Genomic DNA, 14,959 nt, shown 5'->3' on the forward strand with positions numbered 1-14,959 from the left:
AGGAGAGGGTTAGGGTGAGAGGCAATACGGAATCACACCGAATGCAGGAAAGCATCATGACCACCAAACTCGAACGCTATATCGACCAAGGCGTCGGCCGGGAACCCGCGGATATCGTTTTGAAAAACGGCCGCTTCTTCGATCTGGTGACGGGCGAGCTGGTCGCCTCGGATATCGCCATTTGCGGCGATCGTATCGTCGGCACATGCGGAGACTATAGGGGCCGTGAAGAGATCGACATTTCCGGTCGCATCGTCGTGCCGGGCTTCATCGATACCCATCTTCATATCGAATCCTCGCTGGTGACTCCGCTCGAATTCGATCGCTGCGTCCTGCCCTATGGCGTCACCACCGTCATCTGCGATCCACATGAGATCGCCAATGTCCTCGGCACCGAAGGCATCCGCTACTTCCTGGACTGTTCGCTGGAAACCATCATGGATATCCGCGTCCAGCTTTCCTCCTGCGTGCCGGCGACGCATCTGGAAACCTCGGGCGCCGATCTGCCGATCGAAGCTCTCCTGCCCTTCCGCAATCATCCGCAGGTGATCGGCCTTGCCGAATTCATGAATTTCCCCGGCGTGGTCTACAAGGATCCCGTCTGCATGGCGAAGCTTGAAGCCTTCCAGGGCGGCCATATCGACGGCCATGCGCCGCTGCTGCGCGGCAACGACCTTAACGGCTATCTCTCGGCCGGCATTCGCACGGAGCATGAATCGACCACGGCAGAAGAGGCGCTGGAGAAGATCCGCAAAGGCATGCACGTGCTGGTGCGCGAGGGCTCCGTTTCCAAGGATCTGCATGCGCTGATGCCGATCATCACCGAGCGCCTGTCGCCGCATCTGGCACTCTGCACCGACGACCGCAATCCGCTCGACATCGCCGAACAGGGCCATCTCGATTACATGATCCGCACGGCGATCGCCCATGGCGTTGAACCGCTGGCGATCTATCGCGCCGCCTCCATCTCGGCTGCCCGCGCCTTCGGCCTGCGCGATCGCGGCCTCGTGGCGCCCGGCTGGCGTGCCGATCTCGTCGTCATCGACAGCCTTGAGAACTGCAAGGCCGAGATCGTCTTCTCCGCTGGCAGACAGGTGACGGCCGAACTCTTCGCGACCCGCAATGCCATTGCTCCGGTCGGCCTTGATAGCGTCAAGGCCCGCCCGATCAATGCCGCCGATTTCGGCGTGCCGGTCACCGAAGGCGAAAGCTCCGTCATCGGCGTGACACCCGGCAAGATCATCACCGAACATCGCCGCTATCGCCTGCCGACCAAGGGCAACCAGACCGATATCGATCTCGGCAACGACATCATCAAGGTCGCCGTCGTCGAGCGGCACGGCAAGAACGGCAACCATGCAAACGGTTTCGTCCAGGGGTTTGGATTGAAGAAAGGCGCCATCGCCTCGACCGTCGGTCATGACAGCCACAATATCTGCGTCGTTGGCGTCAACGAGGATGACATGGCGCTTGCCGCCAATCGCCTGAGCGATATCAACGGCGGTTTCGTCGTTGTCGAGGATGGCGTCGTGACAGGCGAAATTGCCCTGCCGGTCGCAGGCCTGATGAGCCTCAAACCCTATGAGAGCGTGCGCGATACGCTGCATCACCTGCGCCAGGCGGCCTATGCGCTCGGCGCAACGCTGGAGGAACCTTTCCTGCAGCTCGCCTTCCTGCCCCTGCCCGTCATCCCGCATCTGAAGATATCGGACCGGGGCCTTGTCGATGTCGACAAGTTCATGCTGATCGGCTGATCAGGCAAGCTTGCCACAATAGACATCCAGTGCGGCAAGCGCCACTGTCGCTCCGGCATCCGCCGTGCCAAACCCTGGCATGGCGATCGTCTTGGCAAGCTTGATATCCTTGGGAAGTGCGACCTTCACCGGCTTGCGGGAAAGATTGAAGACGAACAGCAGCGTCTCCCCTCCCTTGGAGCGCGTGAAGGCGAGAACGTCTTCCTCCGTGTCAAGGAAGGTCATGTCGCCATCGCGCAAGGCCGCATGCTCGGCACGGAAGGCCAACGTCCGCTGGTAGTGATGCAGCACCGAATCCTCGTCCGCTTCCTGCTTGTCGACGGCGAGCGCCGCATGCTGGTAGGGAACCGGCAGCCATGACTTGTCGGCGGTCGTAAAGCCGGCATGGGCGCGGCTCGCCTCCCAGGGCATCGGCGTGCGGCATCCGTCACGCCCCTTGAAGGCCGGCCAGAAGCGAATGCCATAGGGATCGCGCAGATCCTCGAAGGCAAGCTCCGCCTCGGGCAGGCCAAGCTCTTCCCCCTGATAGAGACAGATCGAGCCGCGCAGCGTCGATAGCAGCGAGATGGCAAGCTTCGCGACACGCGGCTGCTCTTCTTCCGTCTTGGCAAAACGGCTGACATGGCGTTGGACGTCGTGGTTGGAAAAGGCCCAGCAGACCCAGCCGTCGACGACATTGTCCTGGAAATCGCTGACGCAGCGGCGAAAATGCGCTGGCGTGAAATCCGGTCCCAAAAGGTCGAACGTATAGCACATATGCAGCTTGTCGCCGCCGCTGGTATAGGCCGCGACCGTCTCCAGCGAGCGTGCTCCGTCGCCCACTTCGCCGACGGTCGTACGGTTCTCGTACTGGTCGAGCAAGGCTCGGAACCGCTTCAGGAAACCGATATTCTCAGGCTGCGTCTTGTCGTGGAGATGGTTCTGCATCCCGTAGGGATTACTTTCGGGCGCATCGAGCCCACCCGTTGCGACAAGCGCCGGCGGATTGTCGCGAAGCTTCTTGTCGCAGAAATAGTAGTTGACCGTATCCAGGCGGAAGCCGTCGACGCCGCGATCGAGCCAGAATTTCACCGCCGCCAGCACGGCATCCTGGACCTCCGGATTATGGAAGTTCAGGTCCGGCTGCGAGGTGAGGAAGTTGTGCTGGTAATATTGCCGGCGCACGCCGTCCCATTCCCAGCCGGGACCGCCGAAGATCGACAGCCAGTTGTTTGGCGCCGTGCCATCCGGCTTCGGATCGGCCCAGACATACCAGTCCGCCTTGGGATTGTCGCGACTTGCGCGGCTCTCCACGAACCATGGGTGGCGGTCCGACGTGTGCGAGATCACCTGATCGATGATGACCTTGAGCCCCAGCTCATGCGCTGCCGCCATCATCTCGTCGAAATCAGCAAGCGTGCCGAAGATCGGATCGACGTCGCAGTAATCGGCGACGTCATAACCCATATCGGCCATGGGTGAGGTGAAGAACGGCGCCAGCCAGATCGCATCGACCCCGAGTGCGGCAATGTGAGGCAGGCGTCGGGTGATCCCCTTGATATCGCCAAGCCCGTTGGCATCCGTGTCTTGAAACGACCGCGGATAGACCTGATAGATCACTGCCCCGCGCCACCAGTCGGCTCCCGCCGCTTTACTCGTCGATTTCATCAAACCGCCTCGATATCGCACAAGGTTCCTCAGTTTGCACACTCGGGCGCAGGCGGCAAGCTGCAATCGGCCATCCAGGAAGTTCAACCAGCGGGCGGATAAATTCGCAGTATCAATTTTAGAGAATTATCACTATGAAAGTTCACACGCTAAACATGTCCGACTTTTTTTGACTTGAAAGCGACGTCGCTTTCGATAACTTCGCGCATTGACCTGCACGTACGGGTCACCTGCGGATCAAAAACACCCTTGTAAAACAAGGACAATAACTCCAGAAAGGTGGGAAAACATATGGCTCATTTGACCAGGAAATTTATCGCTGCGGCGTTCGTCAGCACGATATTGAGCGTGTCAGCGCATGCCGCGACCCTCAATATCCACAACGGCGGCGACCCGACTTCGCTCGATCCGCAAAAAATTTCCGGCGACTGGGAAAACCGCATCGACGGCGATATCTTCGAAGGACTGGTGACCGAAGATCCCAAGGACAATCCAATCCCCGGCCAGGCTGCAAGCTGGACCATTTCGCCCGATCAGAAGGTCTATACCTTCAAGCTGCGTGACGGCATCAAGTGGTCCGACGGCCAGCCGGTGACGGCACAGGACTTCGTCTTTGCTTTCCAGCGCCTGATGGACCCGAAGACCGCCGCCCAATACGCCTATCTCCAGTACACGATCCTGAACGCGGAAAAGATCAACAAGGGCGAAATCAAGGATCCGACCCAGCTCGGCGTCAAGGCGATCGACGACAAGACGCTGGAAATCACGCTTGAGAACCCCACTCCCTACTTCCTCAACGCCTTGATGCACTACACGGCCTATCCGCTGCCGAAGCATGTGGTTGAAGCCAAGGGCGACCAATGGGTCAAGATCGGCAATATCGTCACCAACGGTCCGTACAAGCCCACCGAATGGGTGCCTGGTTCGCACGTCAGCATGGTCAAGAGTGACCAGTATTACGACGCCAAGGATGTGAAGATCGACAACGTCAACTATTACACGCTGGAAGACCAGGCAGCCGCGCTGAAGCGCTACCGTGCCGGCGAGTTCGATATCCTGACGTCGTTCCCCGCAGACCAGTTCGAGTGGATTCAGAAGAATCTTCCCGGCCAGGCGCATGTGGTTCCGTTCCTTGGCACCTACTACTACGTCTTGAACTCCACCAAGCCGCCCTTCAGCGACAAGCGTGTCCGCCAGGCGCTTTCCATGGCCGTCAACCGCGAAGTTATTGGCCCGAAGATCCTCGGCACCGGTGAACTGCCATCCTACTCATGGGTGCCGCCGGGCACCGCCAATTATGGCGACCCCGCCTATGTCAGCTGGAAGGACGAGCCCTACAAGCAGAAGGTTGAAGAGGCCAAGAAGCTTCTGAAGGAAGCCGGCTTCGGCCCTGACCATCCGCTGAAGGCGCAGCTGCGCTACAATACCAACGACAACCACAAGCGCATCGCCGTTGCGATCGCCGCCATGTGGAAGCCGCTCGGCGTCGATATCGAGCTCTACAACACCGAAACCAAGGTGCATTACGATGAAATGCAGCGCGGTGAAGTGCAGATCGGCCGTGCCGGCTGGCTCGCTGACTACAACGACCCGATCAACTTCCTGAACCTTCTGTCGACCGGCGTCGAGATGAACTACGGCCGCTGGAGCAACAAGGATTACGATGCCCTCATCAAGCAAGGCAATGAAGAGATAGATCTGAAGAAGCGCGCCGAAATCTACAAGAAGGCCGAACAGCTGGCCCTCGACGATAGCGCCGCAATCCCGATCTACTACTACGTTTCCCAGAACATCGTCGCCCCGAAGGTCCAGGGCTTCGTCGACAACATTCAGGACATCCACCGCACGCGCTGGCTGTCGATCAAAGAATAATTGGGAACAGGCTCCCTCCCGGACACAACCGGGAGGGAGCCGTCTAAGACCATGTTTGGCTACGCTCTCCGTCGTTTGCTGTCGACAATTCCCGTCTTGTGGATTGCCGTGACAGTGTGCTTTTTCATTCTGCGCCTCGCTCCCGGCGGCCCCTTCGATGGCGAAAGGCCATTGCCGCCGGAAGTCAAAGCCAACCTCGCGGCTCATTACAACCTCGATAAGCCCCTGGTTGAGCAATACCTGATCTATGTCGGCGACGTCATGAAGGGCGACCTTGGCCCCTCCTTCGCCAATCAGGACTTCACCGTCACCCAGCAGATCATGTCCGGCTTCCCCTATACGCTGACTATCGGCGGCGTCGCCTTCGTGCTCGCGACTGTCGTCGGCGTCTTCATAGGCTGTCTTGGGGCGCTCTATCAGAACCGCGCGGCCGACTACTGGCTGGGCGGCGGCCTCCTCATCGGCCTGGTCATGCCGAGCTTCCTCATCGCTCCGATCCTGCAGCTCGTCTTCGGCAATACGCTCGGTTGGCTGCCCGTCGGCGGCTGGGGCGACGGTTCGATCAGGTTCCTGATCCTGCCCATCATCGTCCTGACGCTGCCGCATGCGGCCCGCATCTCACGCCTGATGCGCGGTTCGATGATCGAGGTGATGAGCCAGAACTTCATCCGCACCGCCAAGGCCAAGGGCATCGGCCCGCGGCTGACGATCATGCGCCACGCATTGAAGCCGGCCATGATGCCCGTCGTGTCCTATCTCGGACCCGCGGCAAGCTACCTCCTCACCGGTTCGCTGGTTGTCGAGAGTATCTTCGGCCTGCCCGGCGTCGGCCGCTACTTCGTCGGCGCGGCACTGAACCGCGACTACGGCATGGTCCTCGGTACGGTCATTTTCTACATGGTCCTGATCGTGGTCCTCAACCTGCTGGTCGACATCGCCTATGCCTGGCTCGATCCGAAAGTGAGAATGCGATGATCCTCAATTCCGCCAAGAGAGAATTGCTGGAAGCGGAATTGCTTTCGGCAGAGGGGCTCGCACCCAAGGGGCGTTCCCTCACCGGCGACGCCATGCGTCGCCTGCTGCGCAACAAGGCTGCGGCTCTGTCGCTGATCGTGCTGGCAGTGCTGGTTCTGGTCGCCATATTCGGCCCGTATTTCCTGCCTTTCAACTATGAAGATCCGGACTGGAATTCGTTCCGCGGCGCTCCGGACTTCGCCGCCGGCCACTATTTCGGCACAGACGGCAACGGCCGTGACCTGCTGGCGCGCACGCTCTACGGCACGCGCGTTTCGCTGACCGTCGCCCTGGTGGCAACCCTCGTTTCGGTCGTCATCGGCGTGCTCTACGGCGCAGTCGCTGGCTATTTCGGCGGCCGCGTCGATGCGATCATGATGCGCTTCGTCGACATCATGTACGCCCTGCCCTACGTGCTTTTCGTCATCCTGCTGATGGTGATCTTCGGCCGTAACGTCTACCTGCTGTTTGCGGCGATCGGTGCGCTGGAATGGCTGACCATGGCCCGCATCGTGCGCGGCCAGACCCTGTCGATCAAGCAGCGCGAATTCATCGAGGCCGCTCGCGCCTCAGGGCAGCGGTCGTTCAAGATCATCCTCAAGCACATCGTGCCGAACCTCGTCGGCCCGGTCGTCATCTATGCGACGCTGACCATCCCGGAAATCATCGCGACGGAGAGCTTCCTCTCCTATCTCGGCTTCGGCGTTCAGGAACCGCTGACGTCTCTCGGTACGCTGATTGCCGAAGGCTCTGCCGGCATGGAAACGACGCCCTGGCTGCTGTTCTTCCCGGCCGGCTTCCTGGTTGCGCTGCTGATGAGCCTGCTCTTCATCGGCGACGGTCTGCGCGACGCATTCGATCCAAAGGATCGCTGACATGACAGACACACTTCTCGAACTCAAAGACTATTCGATCACCTTCCGCACGCCAGAAGGCGAAGTGGCGGCGGTCTCGAAGATGAACCTCAAGATCGGCCGCGGCGAGCGTGTCGCCGTCGTCGGCGAATCCGGCTCCGGCAAGAGCCAGACCTTCCTTGGCCTGATGGGCCTGCTCGCCAAAAACGGCCGCACCAGCGGCCAGGCACTGCTCGACGGCAAGGACCTCTTGACCTTGAAACCGCGTGAACTCGACCATGTCCGCGGCAAGGACATGGCCATGGTCTTCCAGGACCCGATGACCGCCCTTAATCCGTCACTGCGCATTTCGCGGCAGCTGACGGAACAGCTCGAGGTTCATGGTGGCCTGACTGCGCGCGCCGCCTCGGCAGCGGCGCTCGATATGCTGAAGCGGGTCGGCATTCCCGACCCCACACGCCGCTTCAATCTCTATCCGCACGAGCTTTCCGGCGGCATGCGCCAGCGCATCGTCATCGCCATGGCGCTGCTGACCAAACCGAAGCTGCTCATCGCCGACGAACCGACAACAGCGCTCGACGTGACGATCCAGGCGCAAATCCTCGATCTTTTCAACGAGTTGACGGCGGAAATGCACACGGCGCTTATCATGATTACCCATGACCTCGGCGTCGTCGCCGGCCTCGCCGATCGCGTTGCCGTCATGTATGCCGGCCGCATCGTCGAGGAAGCGCCGGTGGAGGAACTGTTCGAAAGCCCGGCCCATCCCTATACGGCGGCGCTCCATTCGGCGATTCCGCGCCCCGACCAGGATGTCGACGATCTCACCGTCATCCCCGGACGGCCACCGAACCTGATGCACCTGCCGCGCGGCTGTGCTTTCTCGCCGCGCTGCGCCCATGTGCAGGACGACTGTCTGGATGCGGCGCCGCCGCTCGCTCAACTTGCGTCGCGACGCTGCACGGCCTGCTTCCATCCCCTTTCGGCTAATCAGGAACGGAGCCTCGTCCATGGCTGAGCAAACGCTTCTGAAGGTCGAGCATCTGACGACCGAATTCGAGCTACCATCGAAATCCCTCTTCAAGCCGCCGATGATCCTGACGGCTGTCAACGATGTCAGCTTCGAGCTGAAGACCGGACGCACACTCGGTATCGTCGGCGAGTCCGGCTGCGGCAAGTCCACGCTCGGCCGCTCGATCCTGCGGCTCATCAAGGCGCAGAAGGGTCGTATCATGTGGCAGGGCGGCAACCTGCTCGATCTCACCGAGGAAGAGATGCGCGCCGCCCGCCGCGACATGCAGATCATTTTCCAGGATCCGATCGCCTCGCTCGATCCGCGCATGACCGTCGGTGACATCATCGCCGAGCCACTGACCGTCTTCGAACCGAAACTAAGCCGCGCGCAGCGTCAGGATCGCGTTCGCGAGATCATGGCGGCCGTCGGTCTCGTCCCCGAGATGATCAACCGTTACCCACACGAGTTCTCGGGCGGCCAGGCACAGCGCATCGGCATCGCCCGTGCCGTCATCACCCGGCCGAAGCTCATCATCTGCGATGAGCCGGTCTCGGCCCTCGACGTCTCGATCCAGGGCCAGGTCATCACGCTTCTGCGCCGCCTGCGCAAGGAGTTCGGTCTGACCCTGATCTTCATCAGCCACGACCTTTCCGTCGTACGCCTGATCTCGGACGACGTGCTGGTGCTCTATCTCGGCAAGGTGGTGGAAGCCGGCGAAGCCGCGACGGTCTTCGACCATCCGGCGCATCCCTATACGCAGGCGCTGTTCTCCGCTGCGCCGATCCCCGATCCGAAGCTTGCACGCGGCCGCGAGCGCATCCGCCTGCAGGGCGATCCGCCCTCGCCGCTCAACCCGCCGCCGGGCTGCGTCTTCTCGCCCCGCTGCTGGAAGGCGACCGATGTCTGCCGCACGAAAATGCCCCCGACCGAGCAGGTGCGTCCGGGTCAGACGGCGGCCTGCTATCACATGGATCGGCCATAGAGCAGTTCCAGGAAAAGTGGACGGCGGCTGCCGCCGTCCACCTTGCCCCAGCTGCCGCTTGCGCGTATGCAGCACCAAGACAAAATGCAGGAGGCAGTCTTGGGCGGGCGTTTTCTATCGATCGGCGAATGCATGGTGGAACTGTCGCAGGCCGATGACGGACACCTGCGCAAGGGCTTCGCCGGCGACACGTTCAACACAGCCTGGTATGCCCGCGCCTGCCTGCCCGCAGACTGGTCGATCGATTATTTCACTGCACTCGGCGACGACGCCATGTCCGAAGAGATGGTCGCCTTCATGGGCGGCGCCGGCATCGGCACGGAAAGCATCCGCCGCCTCCGCGGCAAGACGCCAGGCCTCTACATGATCAATCTGAAGGACGGCGAACGCTCCTTCAGCTATTGGCGCGACAGTTCTGCGGCCCGCCAGCTTGCCGCCGATGGCGATGCGCTGCGCACTGCGATCGAAGCCTCCGACGTGCTCTACTTCTCTGGCATCACGCTGGCAATCCTGTCGCGCGAAGACGCCTTCACCCTGCTTGCGGAACTGCGCCGCGCCAAGGCCGCCGGCAAGCTGGTCGCTTTCGATCCCAACCTGCGGCCGCGCCTCTGGTCCAGCCTCGACGCGATGCACACGATGATCGCGGAGGGTGGGCGCGCCGCGACGCTCGTCATGCCGAGCTTCGATGATGAAGCCGCCCATTTCGGCGACGATTCGATCAGCGCCACCATACGCCGCTACCGGCAATACGGAGCCGCCATGGTCGTCGTCAAGAATGGCCCCGACGGCGCGACCATTGGCGATGGCACAGACGAGACGCTCGTCCCAGCGGTCAAGGTTGTCAAGGTGATCGACACGACCAGCGCCGGCGACAGCTTCAATGGCGCTTTTCTGGCTCACTATCTGCAGCACAAGGATGCCGTTGCCGCGGCCGGCTTCGCCGCCAAGATCGCGGCAAAGGTCATTCAGGAATACGGTGCGCTCGTCTCACCCGAAAAGCTGAAATCAGTCAAATAAGCACTGTAATATTTCCATCATGGACACCCCCCACAATAGAGTGGGCGCGGGAATCATGTTTGAAACACCGCAATCGCTGGCACCGTCATCATGAGGATGCGGTGCGGATGGACTGTTTTGGGCATGTTGCAACGCTTGTCAGACATTGATCAAACCACCTGGGCGCAGGCGGCGACTCCTGTCGCGGTACCCGAACGGCTGCTCATTGTCAGCGACGCCTGGCATCCGCAGGTCAACGGCGTCGTCCGCTCGATCGAAAACACCAATCGGGAACTGACGCGCATCGGCGTCGAGGTTTCGATGATCACGCCGGACGGCTTTCGCAACATCCCCTGCCCGACCTATCCAGAAATCCGGCTTTCGATCGCCAGCTATCGCAAGATCGCCGCAAGAATAGAGGCACTTCGGCCGACTTATGTCCACATTGCCACCGAAGGTCCGCTCGGACTCACGGCAAGGCGCTGGTGCTTAAGAAACGGTATGCCTTTTTCCACGAGCTATCACACCCGCTTTCCCGAATATGTGGCCGCACGCCTGCCGATACCGGAAAGCTGGCTCTACGCCTTCGTCAAATGGTTTCACAATGCGGGTTACGGCTGCATGGTGGCAACGCCCAGCCTTGCAGGTGAGCTCAAGTTGCGCGGCATCCGCAATCTGCTGCCCTGGAGCCGTGGCATAGATTCCCACCTTTTTCGGCCGCACCCGCTGGAGGACAATCCCTTCGGCTTACCCCGCCCGATCTTCATGACTGTCGGTCGCGTGGCGCTGGAAAAGAACCTGCCCGCTTTCCTCGATCTCGACCTGCCTGGATCGAAAGTGGTGGTGGGTGATGGTCCCGCGCGGGCGGAACTGCAGAAGCTCTATCCGGATGTTCATTTCCTGGGCGCGAAATTCGGCGAGGAACTGGCGCACGCCTATTCGCAGGCCGACGTCTTCGTCTTCCCATCGAAGACCGACACCTTCGGCAATGCCATTCTGGAGGCACTGGCAAGCGGCGTTCCGGTCGCGGCCTACCCGGTCACCGGCCCCGCGGACATTCTGGGGGCCGACAGGACAGCCGGCGTCGTGGATGCGGATCTGGCAACAGCCTGCCTTGCCGCACTCTCCTGCTCTCGCGATGCCGCCCGCTCGCTGGCACTCAACTATTCCTGGGAGGCGGCTACGGCGCAATTCATCGGCAACGTCCGGATTGCCAACCATCGAGGTCGGTTGCACGTCCACGACAAGCATTGAACTCCCGGACAATCGGCATCGCCGGTGAAATTGCCGCTCAATCCTCGCATGCCATCAACGATCACCGCGCTGCCCTGACGGCATAGCATAACCCGGCATGAGGATTGGATAGCTGCGTCTTATCCAGCACGATGAAGCCCGCATCCAGCAACGGAGCGATGAGTGTCATTTGGTTCTTATCTTTGGACCACCATTTGTGCCATTCGATCACCATGGCATTGATCGATCCGAAAAGACCGTGCCTCGCCAGAGCCTCGAAAATTCCAAACTCCGATCCCTCGCAATCCATTTTGATGACGAGATCCATGTTGGCGCTTCGAGCATGCTCGGCAAGCGGCCCGATGACGCCGGCCGCTTCCTTGATATGGATCGTCTCCGGCCTGCCCGTATCCGCCCCTCTCACGGAGATACCGATCGTCGCATCGGGGCGGACCATGACCTCCATCTGATCGTCTTTTTCGCCCAGTCCGAATTGGTTCGGCCTGATCTTGGCGGCAGTCATCGGGTTCAGCGCAAAATTCTTCAGCGCTCGAGCATAGGGCAGCGAAAACGGCTCGAATGCATGTACCTCCCGCACAGAGGGGACCCTCGCCAGGAAGAGCGACGCCAGACCGGCGTTCATGCCGATATCAATGACAAGCTTGTCGCGCCCGGTGATGAAATTATATTCGTTGTGAATGAAAATCTCGTTCAGAACCTGGAAGTCTTCGGCATTATTGACATGGAAGCGGGTTCCGGAGAATTCAGCAATAACCTTCTGCGCCGTGACCTGAAAGGTAAAGCCGTTCTTCTCGAAGAAATTGAACTCGTCGAGATGAGCAAGAAAGAACGGATTGGCCATCTCCGGCAGAATGATATCCAGCATCCGGCCGCTTTGGCGATCAATTCGCTTGAGTGGACGGTAGGCCCGCGCGGCGAGCGCTCCGATCCCGGTTGAAGCGATCCGGAATTCGAAGACATCTTCCGCATCCACATCGAACTCCAGGGCAACGCGTTTGCCCGATCGCCGCAAATCAGCTTCGGTCAGCTCCTTTTGTGCCAGCAGCCGAGTACCGAATTCGGTCGCGACATCGATGCTGCAACATACCGCTTCCGGCGGCGTGGACGGATCACCCTCGATCTCAAACTCGACGACGTAACGGCCTGGGGAAAGGATTGCATAGGGACCATAGAGCATCCATCCCGCCTCCCCCTTCTTCGCAGATACGCGCTCATCTCCATGTATCTTCTCAAGCTGCCCGATCTCAGAATAAAGCAAAGTCAGTTTCCTTCTCAACGACGGAGACAAAAGCGGGCGTCTCATTGGCAAACAAGACCCCGTCGGACTTCGGTGTGGCGGGAGAGTGACCACTAAGTCTATGTTTGACAAGAACAACTTTTGATTGATCGCAACATCGGCGCGTTCGGTATGAATGAGACATAATATGTCCTCAGCTGCTGGATATTCTGTACAGCTGACGTCCATGTGGATCGAATTTGAGAACTGCAGGGATGACTATCTTCAAAGGTACAGATGATAGTCGAGAGGTTGCGGGAACCTACTCTCCTGCAAGCCGCCTTTCCAAAAAACGGAAGAAAGCCGTAGCCCAAGCAAAAATTTGGGTGTACAATTATTTATCGCACGACTTACATTAGACCTCTCAGGGAGGACTTGGGATGACCGACGACCACCTAAAGCTGGATAACTTCATCTGCTTCGCGCTCTATTCGGCGAACCATGCGATGAATCGGCTATACAAACCTATGCTGGACGCGCTCAATCTCACCTATCCGCAATATCTCGTCATGGTGACGCTATGGGAACAAGATGGCCAGACCGTCGGCGGCATCGGTGAAAAGCTGTTCCTGGAATCAAGCACGCTGACACCGCTATTGAAGCGTCTGGAGGCCGCTGGCTTCATCAAACGCATCCGGAGCAAGGAAGATGAGCGCCAGGTGCTGATTCAGCTGACCAGCGAAGGTAGGGCGCTGAAGAAAAAGGCGGCAAGCGTTCCTCCGTGCATTCTCGATGCCACCGAGCAAACGGTCGACGAACTGGCACGACTGAAGGCGGAAATCACGACGCTGCGTGAGGCGCTCAGCCGGAACGCCGCCTGATTTGAAGCGCGCCTATCTCCCGATAGGGCGCTTCGGCGAATTACCGCTTCTTCTTGTTTTCGTATGGATTTTCCGACGAGCGGAAATGGATGCGGATCGGCACGCCGGGCATCGCGAAGTCTGCACGCAGACCGTTGATCAGATAGCGCACATAGGACTCCGGCAGCGCATCCGAGCGCGTGCAGGAAATCATGAAAGCCGGCGGCCTCGCCTTCACCTGCGTCATATACTTCAGCTTGATACGACGGCCGGACACCGCCGGTGGCGGATGCTGCACTTGCTGCGTCTCGAGCCAGCGGTTGAGACGAGCGGTTGAAACGCGCTTGTTCCAGACCTTGTCGGTATCGACAATTGCCTGCATCAGGCGGTCAAGCCCCTCACCTGTCTGGCCAGCAATCGGGATGGCGCGAATGCCGCGCGCCTGCGGCAATAGCCGCTCGGTCTTCTCGCGCAGATCGGCAAGCACGGCCTGACGATCCTCGATCATGTCCCACTTGTTGAAGGCGAGCACGGCAGCACGTCCCTCGCGGATCACGAGATCGACGATCTGCAGATCCTGCTTCTCGAAGGGAATGGTCGCGTCGAAGACGATGACGACGGTTTCGGCGAAGCGAATGGCGCGCAGCGTATCCGCAACGGAAAGCTTCTCGAGCTTTTCCGTGACCTTCGCCTTGCGGCGCATGCCGGCGGTGTCGAACATCTTCACCGTTCGCCCGCGCCAGCTCCAGTCGACGGAAATGGAATCGCGGGTGATGCCGGCTTCCGGGCCGGTCAGCAGTCGGTCCTCGCCAAGGAAGCGGTTGATGAGCGTCGACTTGCCGGCATTCGGACGGCCGACGATCGCAACTCGCAACGGGCGCGTTTCGTCATAAGCCGGTTCCTCGTCGATCTCCTCGCCGTCTTCGCCGACAGCCGGACGTGGAATGCTGACATTCGTCTCCGCCTCGTCCTCCTCTTCCGGGAAGGCACGCTCGGGACCGATTGCCTCGACGATCGCGTCGCGCAGGTCCATCATCCCCTGGCCGTGTTCCGCCGAGATCGGGCAAGGTTCGCCAAGCCCGAGCGTATAGGCATCATAAAAGCCACTGTCGGAACCGCGCGCTTCGGATTTGTTGGCGACGAGCACCACGGGCCGACCGCGCTTGCGCAGCATTTCGGCGAGCGTCTTGTCGACATGGGTCAGGCCCATCTTTGCATCGACGACGAACAACGTCAGGTCGGCTTCGTCGATCGCCGCTTCCGTCTGGGCGCGCATGCGGCCTTCCAGCGTCTCTTCGCCGGCTTCTTCGAGACCGGCAGTATCGACGATGCGGAAGCGCAGGTCGATCAGCTTGGCGTCACCGGGGCGACGGTCACGCGTGACACCCGGCGTATCGTCGACGAGCGCCAGCTTCTTGCCAACCAGACGGTTGAACAGCGTGGACTTGCCGACATTCGGGCGACCGACGATCGCGACCGTAAAGCTCATTTAGCG

Annotated in this window: 12 protein-coding genes; 9 read left to right on the plus strand and 3 right to left on the minus strand. The window is 60.2% G+C overall.

Going from position 1 to position 14,959, the window contains the following annotated elements:
* Window positions 1–56 precede the first annotated feature (56 nt).
* Window positions 57–1,754, plus strand: a complete 1,698-nt coding sequence (ade, locus tag AC13Q5_RS08515; RefSeq protein ID WP_488501420.1) for an adenine deaminase — start codon at window positions 57–59, stop codon at window positions 1,752–1,754.
* On the opposite strand, the gene bglA is transcribed toward ade, so the two are convergent.
* Window positions 1,755–3,401: a beta-galactosidase BglA gene (gene bglA, locus AC13Q5_RS08520; protein ID WP_488501421.1), complete on the minus strand. Its 1,647-nt coding sequence runs from the start codon at window positions 3,399–3,401 to the stop codon at window positions 1,755–1,757.
* A 291-nt stretch (window positions 3,402–3,692) separates the two neighbouring features.
* On the opposite strand from bglA, the gene AC13Q5_RS08525 reads away from it, so the two are divergent.
* The 7 genes from AC13Q5_RS08525 to AC13Q5_RS08555 all read left to right on the plus strand — a co-directional run bounded on the left by AC13Q5_RS08525 (window position 3,693) and on the right by AC13Q5_RS08555 (window position 11,388).
* A complete protein-coding gene (locus AC13Q5_RS08525; RefSeq protein WP_075851147.1) occupies window positions 3,693–5,273 on the plus strand; it encodes a peptide ABC transporter substrate-binding protein in 1,581 nt (526 codons plus the stop codon).
* A 51-nt stretch (window positions 5,274–5,324) separates the two neighbouring features.
* A complete protein-coding gene (locus tag AC13Q5_RS08530) occupies window positions 5,325–6,248 on the plus strand; it encodes an ABC transporter permease subunit (RefSeq protein WP_075851148.1) in 924 nt (307 codons plus the stop codon).
* Window positions 6,245–7,162 carry an ABC transporter permease subunit gene (locus AC13Q5_RS08535; protein WP_075851149.1) on the plus strand — a complete coding sequence of 306 codons (918 nt, stop codon included), beginning with the start codon at window positions 6,245–6,247 and terminating at the stop codon, window positions 7,160–7,162. The genes AC13Q5_RS08530 and AC13Q5_RS08535 overlap by 4 nt, the downstream gene beginning before the upstream one ends.
* A 1-nt stretch (window position 7,163) precedes the next feature.
* Entirely contained in the window at window positions 7,164–8,159 is a 996-nt protein-coding gene (locus AC13Q5_RS08540) for an ABC transporter ATP-binding protein (protein ID WP_488501422.1), read from the plus strand.
* Complete coding sequence (locus AC13Q5_RS08545) at window positions 8,152–9,138, plus strand: ABC transporter ATP-binding protein (RefSeq protein ID WP_174180407.1); 987 nt, start codon at window positions 8,152–8,154, stop codon at window positions 9,136–9,138. Before AC13Q5_RS08540 ends, AC13Q5_RS08545 begins: the two co-directional genes overlap by 8 nt.
* Before the next feature lie 99 nt (window positions 9,139–9,237).
* Complete coding sequence (locus tag AC13Q5_RS08550; protein WP_457878427.1) at window positions 9,238–10,155, plus strand: sugar kinase; 918 nt, start codon at window positions 9,238–9,240, stop codon at window positions 10,153–10,155.
* Between the two features lie 123 nt (window positions 10,156–10,278).
* Window positions 10,279–11,388 carry a glycosyltransferase family 4 protein gene (locus AC13Q5_RS08555; protein ID WP_075851153.1) on the plus strand — a complete coding sequence of 370 codons (1,110 nt, stop codon included), beginning with the start codon at window positions 10,279–10,281 and terminating at the stop codon, window positions 11,386–11,388.
* A 61-nt stretch (window positions 11,389–11,449) separates the two neighbouring features.
* Here the strand turns inward: AC13Q5_RS08555 and AC13Q5_RS08560 are convergent, their stop codons facing one another.
* Window positions 11,450–12,853 carry an FkbM family methyltransferase gene (locus AC13Q5_RS08560; RefSeq protein WP_488501423.1) on the minus strand — a complete coding sequence of 468 codons (1,404 nt, stop codon included), beginning with the start codon at window positions 12,851–12,853 and terminating at the stop codon, window positions 11,450–11,452.
* A 191-nt stretch (window positions 12,854–13,044) separates the two neighbouring features.
* Here AC13Q5_RS08560 and AC13Q5_RS08565 point away from each other — a divergent pair, with 191 nt between their 5' ends.
* On the plus strand, window positions 13,045–13,485 hold the full coding sequence (locus AC13Q5_RS08565) for a MarR family winged helix-turn-helix transcriptional regulator (RefSeq protein ID WP_457878425.1): 441 nt from the start codon (window positions 13,045–13,047) through the stop codon (window positions 13,483–13,485).
* Window positions 13,486–13,525: 40 nt separating this feature from the next.
* Here the strand turns inward: AC13Q5_RS08565 and der are convergent, their stop codons facing one another.
* Window positions 13,526–14,953: a ribosome biogenesis GTPase Der gene (der, locus tag AC13Q5_RS08570; RefSeq protein WP_488501424.1), complete on the minus strand. Its 1,428-nt coding sequence runs from the start codon at window positions 14,951–14,953 to the stop codon at window positions 13,526–13,528.
* Window positions 14,954–14,959 lie beyond the last annotated feature (6 nt).

It is taken from the genome of Martinezella sp. CNPSo 3964 (assembly GCF_057784375.1).

Excerpts from the sequence above, each read along its gene's own strand:
- AC13Q5_RS08565 (WP_457878425.1), top strand. The coding sequence starts at position 13,045 with ATGACCGACGACCACCTAAAGCTGGATAACTTCATCTGCTTCGCGCTC.
- ade (WP_488501420.1), top strand. The coding sequence starts at position 57 with ATGACCACCAAACTCGAACGCTATATCGACCAAGGCGTCGGCCGGGAA.
- der (WP_488501424.1), bottom strand. The coding sequence starts at position 14,953 with ATGAGCTTTACGGTCGCGATCGTCGGTCGCCCGAATGTCGGCAAGTCC.
- AC13Q5_RS08560 (WP_488501423.1), bottom strand. The coding sequence starts at position 12,853 with ATGGACGTCAGCTGTACAGAATATCCAGCAGCTGAGGACATATTATGT.
- AC13Q5_RS08545 (WP_174180407.1), top strand. The coding sequence starts at position 8,152 with ATGGCTGAGCAAACGCTTCTGAAGGTCGAGCATCTGACGACCGAATTC.
- bglA (WP_488501421.1), bottom strand. The coding sequence starts at position 3,401 with ATGAAATCGACGAGTAAAGCGGCGGGAGCCGACTGGTGGCGCGGGGCA.
- AC13Q5_RS08530 (WP_075851148.1), top strand. The coding sequence starts at position 5,325 with ATGTTTGGCTACGCTCTCCGTCGTTTGCTGTCGACAATTCCCGTCTTG.
- AC13Q5_RS08525 (WP_075851147.1), top strand. The coding sequence starts at position 3,693 with ATGGCTCATTTGACCAGGAAATTTATCGCTGCGGCGTTCGTCAGCACG.
- AC13Q5_RS08535 (WP_075851149.1), top strand. The coding sequence starts at position 6,245 with ATGATCCTCAATTCCGCCAAGAGAGAATTGCTGGAAGCGGAATTGCTT.
- AC13Q5_RS08540 (WP_488501422.1), top strand. The coding sequence starts at position 7,164 with ATGACAGACACACTTCTCGAACTCAAAGACTATTCGATCACCTTCCGC.
- AC13Q5_RS08555 (WP_075851153.1), top strand. The coding sequence starts at position 10,279 with ATGTTGCAACGCTTGTCAGACATTGATCAAACCACCTGGGCGCAGGCG.